Here is a 15,727-nt window from a genome sequence, read left to right on the forward strand (position 1 = left end):
TCCTGACTGACACGCCGGAAACGGTAGGCAGCCGGTGGTGAAGAACCCTTGAAGAAGCCGTGGTCCCGCCGTGCGGATCCGCCCACATCAGTTCTTCACGGCTTTCGGGTTTACTTGACCCCGCCATCCACCAGGCAGAAGGGGAAACATGAGCGCGCGGATCCTGGTCGCCGAGGACGACCCGAAGCAGGCCAACCTGGTGCGGGTCTATCTCGAACGCGAGGGGCACAGCGTGCTGCTGGTCGGCGACGGGCGGTCCGCGCTGGAGCAGTGCCGGGCCCGCCGCCCGGACCTCGTGGTCCTCGACGTGATGATGCCGGTCGTCGACGGCCTCGACGTGTGCCGGATCCTGCGCGCCGAGTCGGAGACACCGATCCTGCTGCTGACCGCCCGCACCACCGAGGACGACATCCTGCTGGGCCTGGACCTCGGTGCCGACGACTACCTCACCAAGCCGTACAGCCCACGGGAGCTGGCGGCCCGGGTACGCGCGCTGCTGCGCCGGGCGCGGGTGGTGACCGCCGACAACCGGGCGGTGCTGCGCGTCGGTGACCTCGAGGTGGACGCCGGCCGCTTCGAGGTACGCGTCGGTGGCCGGCTCGTCGCGCTGACGGCCAAGGAGTTCGGCATCCTCGAGGTGCTCGCCAGCGAGCCGGGGCGGGCCTTCACCCGGGCACAGATCATCGACCGGGCCTTCGGATTCGATCATTACGTGCTCGAACGCACCGTCGACGCGCACGTGATGAACCTCCGCCGCAAGATCGAGGACGACGTTGCCGAGCCGCGGTACGTGCAGACCGTCTACGGCCGCGGCTACCGCCTCGCCGCGCCGGCGTCGCGATCCACCACCGCCTCGACCCCGGAGGGCGCGCCCGGAGTCCGCCGGTGAGCTTCCGGCTGCGGGTGCTCTGCCTGGTCATCGTCGTCGCGGTGAGCGCGACCGCGGCGACCCTGTGGCTCACCCTGCGACAGGCGTCGCGACAGATCAACGAGTCGGCCACCGCCGACCAGGCGCAGCTCGAAGAGGTCGTCGCCCGACTCCAGGCGTACGGCAGCGGGCACGGCACCTGGGAGGGCGTGCCCGCCCTGGTGCAGGACCTGCGTGCCCGAACCGGTCAGCGGATCCACCTGGCCGCCGAGGTGGGCCCGGTGATCGTGGACACCGACACCCTGGAGCGCCGCACCGCCCGGCCGCTCGGCTCGACGGTCGGGTTCGTCGATCCGCGGCCTGAGCTGAACCTGGCCGGACTGCCAGCGGACCCTGCCGGCCGGAAGGAGGAGGTGGTGAGCGAGATCGCCGCCTACCGCACGGGAGTCCGGTTCGCGGCCTGCCTGACCCGACACGACGTCCCCGTTGCCTCCGCCGCCACCAGCACGGGAGTCCCGAGGTTCGACGCCGATCTGAGCGAGGTCGACGTCCGCGATCGCCAGGGCCTCGACGTGACCATCGACGCCTGCCGCGACGTCGCATTCGAGTCGGGCCAGGACCGGAAGATCAACGCTGCCCGGGTGCACGCCTGTGGCACCCCGACGGCGGTGGGTTCACTGGACACCTGCCTGGCCCATGCCTTCGTCAACCAGATCAGCGACGTCGCGCCGGTACCCGCCCGGGTCTACCTCGGCGCTCGCGAGGATCCGGCGTCCGTGCTGGTGGCTGCTCCACTGCTCACGGCGGCGGCGGGCGTGGCGGCGGTGGCGATCATCGGTACCATGCTGCTGAGCCGGCGGGTGCTGCGCCCCATCGACACCCTCACCACCGCCGCCCAGCGCCTCGGTCGGGGCGACCTCACCGGACGGGTGCCGGTGCGCGGCAACGACGAGCTGGCGGAGTTGGCCCGGTCGTTCAACCGGATGGCGGACTCCCTGCAGCGCGGGGAGGAGCGTCAACGCCGCCTGGTCGCCGACGTCGCGCACGAGCTGCGCACCCCGCTGGCGAACCTGCGCGGCTACCTCGAGGCCCTCTCCGACGGCGTGATCGAGCCGGATCCGGAGCTCTTCGCGTCGCTGCACGAGGAGGCGGTACTGCAGCAGCGCATCGTCGACGACCTGCAGGACCTGGCCCTGGCGGAGGCGGGCAACCTGACGTACCACAAGGTCACGGTGGACCTGGCCGAACTCCTGGAGACCTGCGGGACCGCCCACCACGCCCGAGCGGAGTCGGCCGGGGTGTCGTTGACCGTGGCGGCCGAGCCGGTCGCGGTACGTGCCGATCCCGACCGGCTCCGCCAGGTGGTGGGTAATCTCGTCACCAACGCGCTACGGGCGACCGCTGCGGGCGGCAGCGTCCGGCTGGTCGCGAGCCGCACCGACACGCAGGCGATCGTCCAGGTCGTCGACACCGGCTCGGGAATCGCAACGGACGCGCTGCCGCATGTGTTCGACCGGTTCTGGCGGGCCGACGCCGCGCGGGGCCGCCGTACCGGGGGCAGTGGCCTCGGCCTCGCCATCGCCCGGCAGATCGTCACCGATCACCAGGGCGCCATCACGGTCGCGAGTGAGGTCGGCGTCGGGACGACATTCACCATCACGCTTCCCCGCGCCAACTAGTGTCCTGAGTCGTTGATCCGTTGGTAGGTTGACGGTATGGGTGATGGCCGTGGTCCGAAGCTGGCGCCGCCGACGTCACGGGCGACGCGGCGCCCGGCCGGGCGTACCCGCAGGAGGACGAACTGGGAGCTCATCGTGCCCTTCGAGCCTTCCCGCCAGGCGATCTTCTGCGCCGCGTCGCGTCCGGCGGCGCGAACGTGCTCGACCAGGCTGACAGCTGTCTTCGGGTAGCGCGGCTCGGTGCGGGTCGGTGGGTGGCCACGCCCGGACCAGACCCGCGGTACCGGCTGCACGTCTGGCCGGTGTGCGAGGGCGTCGCCTTTGACCTGCATGATGTAGCCGATCCCGCGCTCGTCCAGAGCGCTGCGGAACTGGCTGTTGTCGCCGTAGCCGGCGTCCGCGGCCAGCAACGGCGGACGAGCCCGCGGTCGGTCGACTCGTCGAGCATCTGCACCGCCAGCGCCCACTTCGGGCGATGACGCACCTCGGCAGGTATCGCGCACCGGGCCCGGCGAGCGACCGTATCGAGGCGATCAGCCTCGTCGACAGCTCGGTCGTCCCACGACGTCGAGAGGAACAACCGCCAATCCAGCGGGCACGACGCGGTGTCGGTGAACGCGTGAACAGCTACCCCGATCTGGCAGTTCGCGACCTTGTCCAACGTCCCGGAGTACTGCCTCAAGTCGGGTGCGGCGTGTCGGTGATCGATAGACGGCGAGGTCTCCGGTAGAGGATTCTTCGACCGAGAAGAACCTGAATGCCGGCAACCTCGTGGCCACCTTAGCGGTGACGAGGCGGCACGACCTGACCGACGCGCAGTGGACGGTGCTGGCACCGCTGCTGCCTGCCGGCGCCTGCGTCAGGCCCGATGTGGCTCATCGCAGGCGGAAGGGTGTTGATTCAGCACGGCACCTTTGTGAGGACGACGTGATCCCTGTGGACTTCGCCGACCATGACGAACTCGGACCGGTCGACATCACAGCAGAAATGAAGGTCGCTGGACAGATCAGCGCGTTCGGACACGGGTAGTCGCGCATAGGCACGGGCGTGCTCGGCGGCGCCGTCCATGATGCCTGTGACCAGGTCTACCCGTTTCGGCACTGCCCCCTCGAGAAGATCACCCAGATATTTCGCGCAGGCCCAGTCCTCGGCGGTCTGCCCGGTGCAGAGGAGAGTGCACGGAATGCCGGCGTGGTTGCTCGCGATCCACCGGGCGGTGGCACCGACGTTCTGCGCCGACACCGCGAGCAGTGCCACCGGGTCCGGACACCGGGCGAGCCCGAGCGTGCCGTTCGTCGTCGCCTGGATCAGACTTCTGCCGTCAAGCTGCGCCGTCGACATCTCGAACGGCGAGTTCCCGAAGTCGAAATCCGCGGGCTTAAGCCCCTTGGTCTCCCCCACCAGAAGGCTATTCGGCCGCAGCCACCGGAGATCGCGGCCGTTATCGACCGACGGCGCGTCGGCTATCTCCGTCACGCCACGCCCAAAGGCAACCGCAGCCGTCGTGAAGGCACGAATGACATCGATGACGACAACGACCCTGCCGCTCGGGATTGCGGCGTCCATACCTACGATCGACACGGACATGATCGTTCTCTGGATAGGCACGACTTGCAAGGGGTCTCGCATCGCGACCGCCCGCACGGAACCAGACTTGCCGACCGTCCTCGTCGCGGCGACCTGGACGGCAGGTTCGCCGACCACGCCAAGGAGCTGTGTGGCCTGTCGGTCGCCAAGCACAAAGATTCGTCATCCGCCTGGCGTGAGCCACGGCGTGAGCCACGGCGTGACCCTGCTTGGCGGGACATCGAGGACACCTCATGGCGGTCCGGACCGATTCGGCGGCCACCGCCGAGGCCTGATCCCGCGTAGCTTGCACGGTCGATGTATCAGCGAACAAGGAGGAGCCCCAGTGCTGCGGTCAACGGCGTTCCTGCTGGAGTGTCTGCTCCGGGCCGGGATGCGGGATGTCGTCACAGTGGAGCCGGCGACGGGTGGGCTCGCGGCGCTCGCGGGCATAGCCACCCGCCAGGATGCGCCGTCGGTGTTCGTCAAGGCCTTCGCCGACGCGCCGGCCGACGATGTCTTCCACATCGAGGCCGAAGGGCTGGCCGCTCTGCGCGAGCTCGGCGGCGTGGCGACACCCGAGGTGATCCTGACGGGCCGGGATCTGATCGTGTTGTCGGTGCTGCGGCCCAGGCCGCGCAGTGAGGCCTTCTGGCAGCAGTTCGCGCACGCACTCGCCCGCCTGCACATGAGCACAACCCATCCTCGCTTCGGATGGCACCAGGACAACTGGCTGGGCCGCTGCCGGCAGATCAATACGTGGGATGACGACGGCTTCGCATTCTTCGCACAGCACCGGCTGCTGCGGTGGCTCGAGCAGCCCCGCGTCGAGGCAGCGCTCGAGCCCGGAGACCGGGCGGCGCTGGAGCGACTGTGTCGCCGACTGCCCGAACTGCTGCCCGACCGGCCGGCATGCCTGACGCACGGCGACCTGTGGGCACAGAACATTCTGGCCACCCCTGACGGGCACCCCGCACTGATTGATCCGGCCGTGTCCTACATGTGGGCCGAGGTCGACCTCGCGCACCTGTGGTCCACCTCGCCCCCGCCCGAGGCGCAACGGTTCTTCGAGATCTACGCAGAGCTGACCTCCCTCGACAGCGACTGGCCGGCCCGTATGCCGATTGTCCAGCTGCGACAACACCTCGCCGTGCTGGCCCAGTTCGACGACGACTGGGGCGTGGTCGACCAGGTCCGCGCCACCCTTGCCCCGTTCCGGACACGAACCTGACCAGAGAAACGGCCGTGGACCGCGGCCACGGCACGAGTGTTGGCCTGGGCTGATGCCGGCGGCATGCGCGGCCGTTGCGTCGGCAGTGGAGGTGCACTGTCGCCGTGCCCTGCGGTGGTCGCGCCGCCGAACGCGTCGACGGCATCCAAGCCGAGATGGCATCTGATCCGGCCGATGGTGGCGGCGTGTGGGGGTGGACCAGACTCGGCACGGCCCGAACCGCATCCCGCAGTTCAGGGATCTGACCCCATCCGTTTCGGCCGTTCGCGATGACAGTTGCGGTACAACGTTCCCGTCAGCGTTGAACGCGAAGCAAGGTTTCGACGCAGCATCAGTCAGGCAGGTCGGCGATCCGGGTCGATAGTTTGCGCAGCACCGCGAGTTCGTCCGGACTCAGGTGATCGAGGAAGCGCCGTCGTACGGAAACGACGTGGTGCGGGGCGGCCTCGGCCAGCACGCTGAAGCCGTCGTCGGTCAGGTGCAGGATGCAGCCGCGCGCGTCCTGCGGGTCGGGCTCCTTGTCGACGAGTCCCCGGGCCTGCATGCGGGCCGCGTGATGGGACAGTCGGCTGCGTGACCACTCCATCTTGGCGGCGAGGTCCTTGAGCGCCCACCGCCGGTTCGGCTTCTCCGACAGCGTGCTCAGCACCTCGTAGTCAGCCGGCGAGAGCCCTGAGTCCCGGGCCAGGTCCCGGCTCAGCCGTGCCGGCAGCGCTATCAGCAGGCGCCGGAAAGCACGCCACGCGCGCTCCTCATCCTCGCTCAGCCAGGGAGTGTCCACCCGGCTACCCTACGCCTTGTTGACACGTCACAGAAGCCTCGTTTAAGGTCTGTGACATGTCATCGAACGCATCGAGCGAGCCACTGCACGTCCTGGTCATCGTCGCAAGCACCCGCCCCGGACGGCTGGGACCGGCAATCGCCAACTGGTTCGCCGAGGCAGCCCTTCCGGCAGCTGCGGCCAGCGGGGTCACCCTCGACATCGCGGACCTCGCCGACATCGGACTGCCACTACTCGACGAGCCCGAGCACCCCTCCAGCGGCGTCTACGCACACGAGCACACCCGCGCGTGGAGCCGACGGGTTGCCGCAGCCGACGCATTCGTCGTGGTGACACCCGAGTACAACTACGGCATGCCGGCGGCACTGAAGAACGCCTTCGACTTCCTCTACCACGAGTGGGCGTGGAAGCCGGTGGCGTTCGTCAGCTACGGCAACACCTCTGCCGGCACCCGATCCGTGCAGATGGCCAAGCAGGTCGTCACCACCCTGAAGATGATGCCCATCGGCGCCACCGTCGCCCTACGCCTCGCCGACAGCGTCCAGGACGGGCAGGTGCTGCGCTCCGCCAGGCTCGACGACACCGCCCGCGGAATGCTGCTCGAGCTGACCCGGGTGGCCACCGCGATGCGGCCCCTGCGCACCGCACCCGAGGGCGAGGCCGCCGTCACGACCGGGCCGGTCGACGGACTCAGGCTGGCCGCAGCCCAGCCCGACGACCTCGCCGAACTGCTCGTGCTGCAGCGGTGCTGCTGGGTGCAGGAGGCGATCGCCAACGACACCCTCGACCTGCCGCCGCTGCGGGAGACGCTCGACGAGCTGCGCGAGTCGCTGTCGACCTGGCAGGTGTGGTGCGTACGCCGGCACGGGCGTCTCGTGGCGGCGGTCCGGGCCCGGTCGCACGAGGGCGCGTGGCTGATCGGCCGCCTCATGGTGGCCCCCGACCAGGCCGGGCAGGGCATCGGCGGCTGGCTCCTCTCCCACGTCGAGCAGCAGGCCCCTCAGGAAACCACGCGCTACGAGCTGTTCACCGGCGAGGGCAGCACCGGCAACATCAAGCGGTACCAGCGCGCCGGCTATGCCCTCGCCAACGACGAGAACACCCCGCAGGGCAGCGTCCGCCTCACCAAACAGCGGCAACCGACCGCCTGCCTCGGGTGACCGGAACTCCGTGCGGCGGAAGAGTCGCGGGCCCGCCGGCAGCGAGGCGTCGGTTCGGGCGAGCTGGTGAGCATGCACCTGCATCTCGGCAGCACCGCTCGACCGGTCATGCGTGGCAACTGCTCTCGCCCCCGAATGTCTGCTTCGCCGTGCACCTCCGACATGGTGGCGTAAACGACCAGCGCCATAGACGAAGGCCCGTCGATGATTCGGGCGGCGAGGACGTCCGGGGCGACGCCGTCTGCGTTGCCGTGCAGGGATTCCCCGAGGAGTGCCTAGAAGAGCCGGCGCACCCGGTCGAGGTCGGCTGCTTCATCGATGAGCTTGCCGGCTTGGGCCCCTCTTCAGCGCTGCGGTGCAGTGACCGGCGACGTCCTGCTGGAGGCTGCCGGCCTCGCTGTCCTGGGCTTGCCGGCAGCCCAGGACGAACGCCCACACCCTCTTGACCTCAAGCACGTTGGCGATGATCCGGTGCATCGCCACCAGCTGCGGCGCAGCGTCGTCCGGCCTCGGCGCGGAGTTCGCCGTCCAGGCGCACGATGTGATCCTGGTGGCGCGTTCCGGCGACCGGCCTGCCGCCCTCGCCGAGCGCCTGATCGCCGAGCATGGCGTCGGCGCCCATGCGCTGGTCCAAGACCTCGCCGAGCCGGGCGCGGCCCGCCGCGTCGCCGGCCAGCTGGCCGCCCGCGGTTTGAGCGTCGACCTGCTGGTCGGCAACGCCGGCTCCGGTTCCTGCGGCCGCTTCGGAGAGATATCCGGAGCCCGCGACCACGACCAGATGACGGTCAACGTCGTCGCGCTCGTCGACCTCGCCATGCGCCCCGGTCCGGTCGAGGCCGCCTGCGCTGACACTGTTGGCACCCGCCGGGCGGCTGTCACCGGCTCCATGGCCACCCCGGCGCCCGTCGTACGAGCCGCACTGCGCGCGCTCGAATGCGACCGCGGCGGCAGCGCCCCCGGACTCAGCAACACCCCGCCCGCACACCTGACACCCCGCCGCCTCCGAACCCTGGCCGCCGCCATCGCCGAACACATCACCGGCAAGGTACTTGCCCTCTTGGCTGTCACCTCGACGGTGCCGGAGCACGCCGTATGAGATCCCCGGCCACCATCGGCGCGGCCTCGGCGATGCTGCTCGTCGGCACCTCGACCGCGGTCTCCGCCACCATCGCCGACTACCCGGTCTTCACCGGACAGGCCCTGCGCTATGCGCTTGCCGCGGCGATCCTGCTCGCCGTCGTAGGCCACCAGCGCCTGCCCCGCGTCCGTCTGACCGCACGCGACATCCTGCTCCTGATGGCGCTGGCCGCCACCGGCCTGGCCGGGTTCAACATCTTCCTCGTCGAAGCCACCCGGCATGCCGGCCCCGCCATGATCGGCACCGTGGTCGGAGCCGTCCCCCTCGTGCTCGCCCTCGTCGGGCCACTGCGGGAACGCCGGCGCCCCGCCCCCCGTACCGTCGCCGCCGCGATCGTGGTCGCACTCGGCGCAGCCGTCGCCGCCGGCCTCGGCTCGGGTAGCCTGATGGGCCTCCTGCTGTCCCTGGGCGCACTCGCCGGCGAGGTCGCCTTCTCCCTGCTCGCCATCCCCCTGTTACCCAAACTCGGCCCGTTGAAGGTCGCCGCCTATCCCGCCGCTCTGTCCGTGCCCATGCTGCTGGCGGCGGGCCTCGCCCTGGACGGTACGGCCGCCCTGCGGCTGCCCACACCCAGCCAGGCAGCCGCGTTCGGCTACCTCGGCGCGGTCGTCACCGCGGCCGTCTTCTTCCTCTGGTACGACGCACTGCGCCGCCTCGGCGCCGACCGGGCGGGCCTGTTCGCCGGTCTCGTACCGGTAGGCGCGCTGCTTACCGCCGTCGCGCTCGGCCTCGGCCAGGCAGGCCCCGCCGACGTCACCGGTGCCCTGCTCGTCGCAGCAGGCGTCGTCGTCGGCCTCCGGCAGCCCAGCCGCGACAGCCCAGAACCACACCACCCCGAAGGGGCAATGGGTGAGCCGATGGATGGCGGGCTACAGCGGAGACCACAAGGTGCCTGAAACGGGCCCAGGTCGCAATCCGGTGGGAGGGGTGTACGCCAGTATCACGCCTTTCTGGACCAGGGCGTGTCCTGTCGATCGTGTAGCGGTTGATCGTTGGCGATGTGCCGGTGATGCGTCGTGGCGAAATGACCGACGAGGCGTCGACGGTGATCCGCCGTCGCGGCCCGAGCCTGGTGGGGCTCAGGGGCGGTGGCGGTATCACCGTCAAGTCGTCAACGGATCCTGTGGAAGCTGCGGCGAGTACAACCCGGGCTCGCGTAACGCCCGGAGGCCGAGCACGGTCTCGTGGATCGGTAAGAAGGCGATGCGGTGTTCACGAGGTCCTCGACGCCGAGCAGACAACTGATCATTTAGCTATACGCTACATCGCTTGGTGACCGCCGCCAGGTGCTGTGGAGTTTCCGGCATGGCACAGATCAACATGACAGCCCAGACCACTCGACAGCGCACGGCGATCGTCACGGGCGCGGCACGCGGCATCGGCGCCGGGGTGGCCAAGCGTTTGGCGCGCGATGGCCTCGCGGTAGCCGTTGTCGACCTGAGCGAGGAAGACTGCGCCGGCACGGTGGATGCCATCACCCGCGACGGCGGAACAGCGGTGGCGTTCGCCGCCGACGTCAACGACGAGACGGCCGTGGCCACCGCTGTCGCTCGGATCGCCGCCGAGTTGGGATCGCCAACGGTGTTGATCAACAACGCTGGCATCGGCGGCCCCAACGCCGGCGTCGAGGAGACGAGCACCCAGCAGTGGGACGCGGTCACCGGCGTCAGCCTGCGCGGGGCGTTCTTCCTCACCCGGGCCGTGACCCCCTACATGATCGCGGCCGGCTGGGGACGGATCGTCAACATGTCGAGTATCTCCGCGCTCGGCGATTCCGGCCGTGTCGACTACGCTGCCGCGAAGGCCGGGCTGATCGGCTTCACCAAGTCGCTCGCGCTGCGGCTCGGCCAGCATGGCGTGACGGCGAACGCCATCGGGCCAGGCTTCGTGGTCAGTGACATGACCAGGGTCGCGGCCGAGCGACGGGGCCGCAGCTTCGAGGAGCACCAGCGGATCGTGGCGCAGACCATCCCGGTGCGCCGAGTCGGCCAGCCCGAGGACATCGCGCACACCGCGTCGTACCTGGTGAGCCCCGAAGCCGGGTTCGTCTCCGGCCAGGTCATCTACGTCGCCGGCGGGCCGGTGGACTGACGTGTTCGTCGCTCCCGGACAGGCGCTGCGCTCGTGGGCCGCCGGCTGCTGCTGGCGCTCACCTGCGGGTCGCCGTCGGAAACATCCACTGCGCCGGCGCCCTTGGTGACTGGTTCGGATGGCGGGCCCCGACCTGACGGCCGCGACATGCGTGCTGCCCATCGCGGTGGTCATGGCCCATGTCCTGCCGACAACACAGCCGCCGTCCGGGCAGTAGTATCCGGCGCTGCTGGCCACGGCTATCGACGTGTTACGCAACGCGGTCGCCTGGTTCGCCGCCCGCGGCGTCACCGTCGAACGCGTCCTGTCCGGCAACGGCTCGGCCTACAAGTCGCACGCCTGGCGTGACGCCTGCGCCGACCTGGGAATCACGCCGAGCCGGCGAACCTCGATGTAAAGTTTTCTAGACATAGAGTCAAAGATTCGCTACCTTCGTGATGTCAAAGATTTTCGACATCCGGAGGGCGTCCCATGACGCACGAAGAGAAACGCGCGTGGATCAGGCTGGTCGTCGCCGTGCTCGGCTACTCCGCCTACGTGGTCCTCATCGTCGGCCGCGCCGGCGGTCGCCCGCTGCCCGACGTGCCGTACGCGAGCGCCCTGTTGTGGACAGTCGGCGCGGCCATCCTCGCGTCGATCGTGGCGGAGACCGGCATGGCCGTCGTGAACCCGGGCGCGTCGCGCGCCAAGGACGTGCGGGACCGCGAGATCGGGCGGCTCGGTGACCACGTCGGCCAGTCGTTCGTCGTCATCGGCGCGGTCGCTGCGATGCTCATGGCGGTGGCGGACTGGGACAGGTTCTGGATCGCCAACACCATCTACCTGTGCTTCGTGCTGTCGGCGATCTTCGGCGGCATCACCAAGGTCATCGCGTACCGCGGGAGCTTTCCGCAGTGGTGAAGCCGACGCGGGTCACCAACCGCATCCGCGCGCTGCGCTTCGCGCACGGCGAGATGACCCAGGCCGAGCTCGCCGAACACATCGGCGTGACCCGGCAGACCCTCATCGCCATCGAGCAGGGCCGCTATTCGCCATCCCTGGAAATGGCCTTCCGGATCGCCCGGGTGTTCGGCGTTCCGCTCGACGACGTGTTCCAGTATCCCGACTCCCCCGAGGACGTGTCATGAAGGCGATCGCGTACGACGTGTACGGCCCGGCCGACGTGCTCGAGTTCCGCGAGGTCGACAAACCCTCGACCGGAGACGACGAGGTGCTCGTCGAGGTACGCGCCGCCGGCCTGGATCCGGGCGTCTGGATCTGCATGACCGGCCGTCCCATGGCGGCGCGGCTGGCGGTCGGGCTGCGCCGGCCCAAGGTCGCGGTGCTCGGTCGGGCCGTCGCTGGTGTGGTGGTGGCGGTCGGCGCCGGCGTGACCCGCCTGCGCGCCGGCGACGAGGTGTACGGCACCTGCCAGAGCGGTTCGTTCGCCCAGTACGCCACGGCGCGGCAGCACCGGCTGGCACCCAAGCCGGCCAACCTCACCTTCGAGCAGGCGGCGGCGATGCCCATCTCCGCGGTGACCGCGCTGCAGAGCATCCGCGACGCACGCGTGCAGCCCGGACAGCGGGCGCTGGTCACCGGCGCGGCCGGAGGCGTCGGGTCGTTCGCCGTCCAACTGCTCACGGTGCACGGGGCAAGCGTGACCGGCGTCTGCAGCACCTCGAAGATCGACCTGGTGCGTTCCATCGGCGCCGAGGACGTCATCGACTACACCCAGCACGAGATCGACCGTGGCGGCGCGCGATACGACGTCATCATCGACACCGCCGGCAACCGACCGTTGTCGCTGCTCCGGCGCGTGAGCACGCCGCGTGGGACCATCGCCCTCGTCGGCGGCGGCCACGCCACAGGCTGGCTGCTCGGCGGCTTCCAACGCCAACTGGCCGCACCGCTGCTCTCGCTGTCCGGCCGCCAGCGAGTGCGCGGCGTGACCGCCCGGGAGCACCACGAGGACCTCGAGGAATTGACCGCCCTCGCCGAGGCGGGCTCAGTCACCCCGGTCATCGACCGCACGTACGCTCTCCCCGACGCGCCCGACGCGATGCGCTACCTCGCCCAGGGTCATCCCGCGGGGAAGATCGTCGTCACGGTGTAGCCCGGCCGGGGACGGCACTGCCGAACCAGCGTTCGCAGGGCCGCCGCGGGCGTTCAGCCGCGACCGCGCACGAGCGGCAGGAACACCTCGTCCACGATCTCGACCAACACCTCGTCGGGCACGGTGGGGATGCCGCGCATCGCGTACTCGGCGCGCAGCAGCATCATCGGCGTCGTCGCGACCCGGCGGTGCGCGGCCGCGGCGGGTGCCTCGCCCCGGGCCACGGCGCGCTCCAGCATCGCCAGCCACGCGCGGTCCATGGCGTCCGCGCCGGACCGCTCCCGCATGAGGGTGAGCAGCTCGGGGTCGTCGGCCGCGGCGGCGAGCAACCCGCGCAGGATCGCCCCGTGCGGCGACGACCACGTCTCGTTCGCCCGCCGCAGCAGCTCCAGCGCGTCGCCCCGCAGGGTGCCTGTGTCCGGGTTCGGCATCGCGGCGTCGGACAGGTGCTGGTACGCCGCGATGCCCAGTGCCGCCCGCTGCGGCCAGCGGCGGTAGATGGCGTTCTTGTTGGTCCCGGCCCGGGCGGCGACCCGGTCCATGGTCATCCCCGCGTAGCCGGACTCGCGCAGCTCCTCCGCCGCCGCGTGCAGGATCGCCCGCTCCAGCTCCTCGCCCCGGCGCCTCGTGCTCATGTCTTGCAGGGTACTGCGCGTACCTTATAGGGTACGCGCAGTACCCTATAAGCGAGGGAGGCGTCCGATGCGCGTCTTCGGCATGAACTACGACACCGGTTTCGTGAGCGCGGGGACCACGACCCACGAGCCGTTCGACCCCGAGACCGTGCGGCGCGACCTGCGCGTCATTCGCGACGAGTTGCACTGCGACGCGGTGCGCGTCACCGGCGGGGTCCAGGACCGGCTCGAACTGACCGCCAGGTTCGCCGCCGAGGCCGGGCTTGAGGTGTGGTACTGCCCGTTCACCAACGGCCTCGACCGCGACGGGCTCATGGCGTTCGTGCTCGACGGCGCGGAGCGGGCCGAGCGACTACGACAGAGCGGAGCGTCGGTCGTCTACCTCACCGGCTCCGAGATCTCCATGTTCACCGACGGCTTCCTGCCCGGCCGCGACCTGGCCGAGCGCATGGCGCTGTTCACCGACCCGATGCGGATGCGGGAGGCGGTCCCGGCCGCGCGCGCCGCGGTGCGCGAGTTCCTCGCCGAGGCGGTGCCCCGGGTGCGGGAGCGGTTCGGAGGGCCCGTCGGCTACGCCTCGATCCCGCTGGAGGCCGTGGACTGGGCGCCGTTCGACATCATCGCCAGCGACGCCGGGTACCGCGACGCGACCAACGCCGCGACGTTCCCGCAGACCCTGGCGGCCGCGGTGGGGCAGGGCAAGCCGTACGCCGCGACCGAGTTCGGCTGCTGCACGTTCCGGGGCGCGGCCGACGTCGCGGGCCGGGCGGAGCCGGTGACATACGACGAACACGGCCGCGCCGCCACACTCACCGCGCCGTTGGAGCGCGACGAGGAGAGCCAGGCCCGCTACATCGTGGACCTGCTGCGCGACTACGAGGCCGGCGGGGTGGAGGCGGCGTTCGTGTACACGTTCGCGAACCGGCACCTGCCGACCACGGACGACCCGGAGCGCGACTTCGACCTGGCCGCGCGCGGGATCGTACGGGTGCTGCCGGACGGCTCGTGGACGCCGAAGGCCGCCTTCCACGCCCTTGCCGCGTACGGTCGCTCGCGCGCGCAGGGCCGGTCGGACACATGAGTGGCCTGTCGTCGTCGCTGGCAGCTGAGGATCATCGCCCGGAGAGCCCGGGTGATCCGTTCGTGCAGTTCCTGGGGAGCGATGATCCCGGCGTCGGGTGGCCTCCTCACCGACGTGCTTCGAACAGGGGTCGCAGTCCTCGCGCGAAGGCTGCCTCGTCGATGCCCCGGGCCAGTTTCCGGTTGTAGCTCATGCGATACGGGCAGCTGTCCTCGGCGCCCTGTCTCCCGGGGACGGTGAACCTGCTGACCGGATTGCCGCTGCGCGCCTCCCGCACCGTGACGTCGTAGACGCTCTCGAACAGGTCGAAGGTGAAGGGCCTGCCGCCGCCCAGCAGGGCCCCTTCACTCGCATAGCGGCAGGTGACGTCCTGGCGCGAGTCCCGGGTCGCCGTGACACGTACGCAGACCAGGAGCTGCACCTGGTCGAGATTCCTGCGGGAGGTGCCCGGCTGGTAGCGGGGTTCGAAGCCGTCGGGCAGAAAAAACTCGGCGTACTCCATCGACCGCTCGTCGGAATACCTGACCAACGCCATCGGGTGTGGGCCACGGCCGGCGAAGGGCCGAGAGCTGAGATTGTAGACGGAGAGCTTCGGTGACGTGCAGGCATCGTTGAGAGCTTCGCTGCGGGTCTGCGTCGGACCGGGGGGCGGCGGGAGGGGTGGGAGCCGCCCGGACGACGGCGGGCCGCCGGGCCGATCCGGCGGCCAGGTGCACGGCCCGGTCAACACGACGGTGAACGTCCCACTGTTCCGAGCCATCTCCATGAGCAACTGAGTGCCGTCCTCGTGCTCGGCGGTGACCTCCCGGACATCGGCGGGCGTGTCGATCCGCCACCGTTTGGTGTGTTCGGCGAAGCCCTCGCGGAGCATCCACATGTCCACGTCGTCGAGATACTTCTCGGCCTTCCCGCCGGCGGACACCGTCATCTCCGCTCGCGGCCGGACACCCCAGGTTGGTCCGCCCTCGGGCAACTCCGCACACCCCACACTCCGGGAGTGGCTCGGCGGGGTGACCTTCGCCTCCGGCTCCAGCGCCCCACTGACGGCACGTGAGAGGCGCTCGGTGAGTCGCTGCTCGAACTCCTGGGTGGTCACCACGGGCGCCAGCGGTTCCGGTCCGGTCTTGTCGGTGCAACCGGCGAGCACCAGCACCGCACACAACGTCACACCGAGCCGGCGACTCCACCGGCCTGCCATCGCACCCCCGATCATGCCGTGGGGCGGCAGCCGAGAAGAAACGGGTGTTCTGTCCCGTACTCTACCCGTCAATCCACGCCGTCCGATACGACGGCGGCAGCGGCCCCGTTCGGGGTCGCTGCCCTATGCGCCGGTCACCGCGTTGCTACGGGCAGAACGACAGGTCGGCGGGCGGCTGGAGCGACGGAAGACGACCTGCGAGGC

Annotated in this window: 15 protein-coding genes and 3 pseudogenes; 13 read left to right on the forward strand and 5 right to left on the reverse strand. The window is 70.2% G+C overall.

Going from position 1 to position 15,727, the window contains the following annotated elements; genetic code table 11:
• Nucleotides 1–148 precede the first annotated feature (148 nt).
• A complete protein-coding gene (locus ACGF7U_RS15320; RefSeq protein WP_393106849.1) occupies nt 149–889 on the forward strand; it encodes a response regulator transcription factor in 741 nt (246 codons plus the stop codon).
• On the forward strand, nt 886–2,547 hold the full coding sequence (locus ACGF7U_RS15325; RefSeq protein WP_393106852.1) for a sensor histidine kinase: 1,662 nt from the start codon (nt 886–888) through the stop codon (nt 2,545–2,547). The genes ACGF7U_RS15320 and ACGF7U_RS15325 overlap by 4 nt, the downstream gene beginning before the upstream one ends.
• Here ACGF7U_RS15325 and ACGF7U_RS15330 read toward each other — a convergent pair.
• Together ACGF7U_RS15330 and ACGF7U_RS15335 are read right to left on the reverse strand one after the other, a co-directional pair.
• Nucleotides 2,544–3,229 (reverse strand): annotated as a pseudogene (locus tag ACGF7U_RS15330) (transposase). The gene ACGF7U_RS15325 and the pseudogene ACGF7U_RS15330 sit on opposite strands and share 4 nt — an antisense overlap.
• 218 nt (nt 3,230–3,447) lie before the next feature.
• On the reverse strand, nt 3,448–4,128 hold the full coding sequence (locus tag ACGF7U_RS15335; protein ID WP_393107172.1) for a 2-phosphosulfolactate phosphatase: 681 nt from the start codon (nt 4,126–4,128) through the stop codon (nt 3,448–3,450).
• 331 nt (nt 4,129–4,459) lie between these two features.
• On the opposite strand from ACGF7U_RS15335, the gene ACGF7U_RS15340 reads away from it, so the two are divergent.
• A complete protein-coding gene (locus ACGF7U_RS15340; RefSeq protein WP_393106854.1) occupies nt 4,460–5,344 on the forward strand; it encodes a fructosamine kinase family protein in 885 nt (294 codons plus the stop codon).
• Between the two features lie 331 nt (nt 5,345–5,675).
• Here the strand turns inward: ACGF7U_RS15340 and ACGF7U_RS15345 are convergent, their stop codons facing one another.
• Entirely contained in the window at nt 5,676–6,125 is a 450-nt protein-coding gene (locus tag ACGF7U_RS15345; protein WP_393106856.1) for a MarR family winged helix-turn-helix transcriptional regulator, read from the reverse strand.
• Nucleotides 6,126–6,181: 56 nt separating this feature from the next.
• On the opposite strand from ACGF7U_RS15345, the gene ACGF7U_RS15350 reads away from it, so the two are divergent.
• The 9 genes and pseudogenes from ACGF7U_RS15350 (at nt 6,182) to ACGF7U_RS15390 (ending at nt 12,609) form a co-directional block, all read left to right on the forward strand.
• Nucleotides 6,182–7,285 (forward strand): GNAT family N-acetyltransferase, encoded by a 1,104-nt coding sequence (locus tag ACGF7U_RS15350; RefSeq protein ID WP_393106859.1) that lies wholly within the window; start codon nt 6,182–6,184, stop codon nt 7,283–7,285.
• 463 nt (nt 7,286–7,748) lie between these two features.
• Nucleotides 7,749–8,381 carry an SDR family NAD(P)-dependent oxidoreductase gene (locus ACGF7U_RS15355; RefSeq protein WP_393106861.1) on the forward strand — a complete coding sequence of 211 codons (633 nt, stop codon included), beginning with the start codon at nt 7,749–7,751 and terminating at the stop codon, nt 8,379–8,381.
• Nucleotides 8,378–9,319, forward strand: coding sequence for a DMT family transporter (locus tag ACGF7U_RS15360; RefSeq protein WP_393106863.1), 942 nt, complete (start codon nt 8,378–8,380; stop codon nt 9,317–9,319). The genes ACGF7U_RS15355 and ACGF7U_RS15360 overlap by 4 nt, the downstream gene beginning before the upstream one ends.
• 113 nt (nt 9,320–9,432) lie before the next feature.
• Nucleotides 9,433–9,571, forward strand: a pseudogene (locus tag ACGF7U_RS15365) (IS5/IS1182 family transposase); the annotation flags it as partial.
• 157 nt (nt 9,572–9,728) lie between these two features.
• Complete coding sequence (locus tag ACGF7U_RS15370) at nt 9,729–10,514, forward strand: SDR family NAD(P)-dependent oxidoreductase (RefSeq protein WP_393106865.1); 786 nt, start codon at nt 9,729–9,731, stop codon at nt 10,512–10,514.
• A gap of 232 nt (nt 10,515–10,746) precedes the next feature.
• A pseudogene (locus tag ACGF7U_RS15375) lies at nt 10,747–10,896 on the forward strand (IS481 family transposase); the annotation flags it as partial.
• A gap of 89 nt (nt 10,897–10,985) precedes the next feature.
• The gene (locus ACGF7U_RS15380) at nt 10,986–11,414 is read left to right on the forward strand and encodes a hypothetical protein (protein ID WP_393106867.1); all 429 of its coding nucleotides are present in this window, start codon (nt 10,986–10,988) and stop codon (nt 11,412–11,414) included.
• Complete coding sequence (locus ACGF7U_RS15385; protein ID WP_393106869.1) at nt 11,408–11,641, forward strand: helix-turn-helix transcriptional regulator; 234 nt, start codon at nt 11,408–11,410, stop codon at nt 11,639–11,641. Before ACGF7U_RS15380 ends, ACGF7U_RS15385 begins: the two co-directional genes overlap by 7 nt.
• Complete coding sequence (locus ACGF7U_RS15390; RefSeq protein ID WP_393106871.1) at nt 11,638–12,609, forward strand: NAD(P)-dependent alcohol dehydrogenase; 972 nt, start codon at nt 11,638–11,640, stop codon at nt 12,607–12,609. The genes ACGF7U_RS15385 and ACGF7U_RS15390 overlap by 4 nt, the downstream gene beginning before the upstream one ends.
• Nucleotides 12,610–12,662: 53 nt before the next feature.
• Here the strand turns inward: ACGF7U_RS15390 and ACGF7U_RS15395 are convergent, their stop codons facing one another.
• Nucleotides 12,663–13,244 (reverse strand): TetR/AcrR family transcriptional regulator, encoded by a 582-nt coding sequence (locus ACGF7U_RS15395; RefSeq protein WP_393106873.1) that lies wholly within the window; start codon nt 13,242–13,244, stop codon nt 12,663–12,665.
• 67 nt (nt 13,245–13,311) lie between these two features.
• On the opposite strand from ACGF7U_RS15395, the gene ACGF7U_RS15400 reads away from it, so the two are divergent.
• Entirely contained in the window at nt 13,312–14,325 is a 1,014-nt protein-coding gene (locus ACGF7U_RS15400) for a hypothetical protein (protein ID WP_393106875.1), read from the forward strand.
• A 106-nt stretch (nt 14,326–14,431) separates the two neighbouring features.
• Here ACGF7U_RS15400 and ACGF7U_RS15405 read toward each other — a convergent pair whose 3' ends face one another.
• Nucleotides 14,432–15,478, reverse strand: a complete 1,047-nt coding sequence (locus ACGF7U_RS15405) for a hypothetical protein (RefSeq protein WP_393106877.1) — start codon at nt 15,476–15,478, stop codon at nt 14,432–14,434.
• Between the last annotated feature and the right edge of the window lie 249 nt (nt 15,479–15,727).

This window comes from Micromonospora sp. NPDC047670 (assembly GCF_043204915.1).
In the GTDB taxonomy this organism is placed as follows: domain Bacteria; phylum Actinomycetota; class Actinomycetes; order Mycobacteriales; family Micromonosporaceae; genus Micromonospora.

What these genes read in the sequence shown, in the direction of transcription:
- ACGF7U_RS15380 (WP_393106867.1), top strand. Translation starts at nt 10,986, where the DNA reads ATGACGCACGAAGAGAAACGCGCGTGGATCAGGCTGGTCGTCGCCGTG.
- ACGF7U_RS15355 (WP_393106861.1), top strand. Translation starts at nt 7,749, where the DNA reads ATGATCCGGTGCATCGCCACCAGCTGCGGCGCAGCGTCGTCCGGCCTC.
- ACGF7U_RS15395 (WP_393106873.1), bottom strand. Translation starts at nt 13,244, where the DNA reads ATGAGCACGAGGCGCCGGGGCGAGGAGCTGGAGCGGGCGATCCTGCAC.
- ACGF7U_RS15370 (WP_393106865.1), top strand. Translation starts at nt 9,729, where the DNA reads ATGGCACAGATCAACATGACAGCCCAGACCACTCGACAGCGCACGGCG.
- ACGF7U_RS15360 (WP_393106863.1), top strand. Translation starts at nt 8,378, where the DNA reads ATGAGATCCCCGGCCACCATCGGCGCGGCCTCGGCGATGCTGCTCGTC.
- ACGF7U_RS15400 (WP_393106875.1), top strand. Translation starts at nt 13,312, where the DNA reads ATGCGCGTCTTCGGCATGAACTACGACACCGGTTTCGTGAGCGCGGGG.
- ACGF7U_RS15390 (WP_393106871.1), top strand. Translation starts at nt 11,638, where the DNA reads ATGAAGGCGATCGCGTACGACGTGTACGGCCCGGCCGACGTGCTCGAG.
- ACGF7U_RS15320 (WP_393106849.1), top strand. Translation starts at nt 149, where the DNA reads ATGAGCGCGCGGATCCTGGTCGCCGAGGACGACCCGAAGCAGGCCAAC.
- ACGF7U_RS15350 (WP_393106859.1), top strand. Translation starts at nt 6,182, where the DNA reads ATGTCATCGAACGCATCGAGCGAGCCACTGCACGTCCTGGTCATCGTC.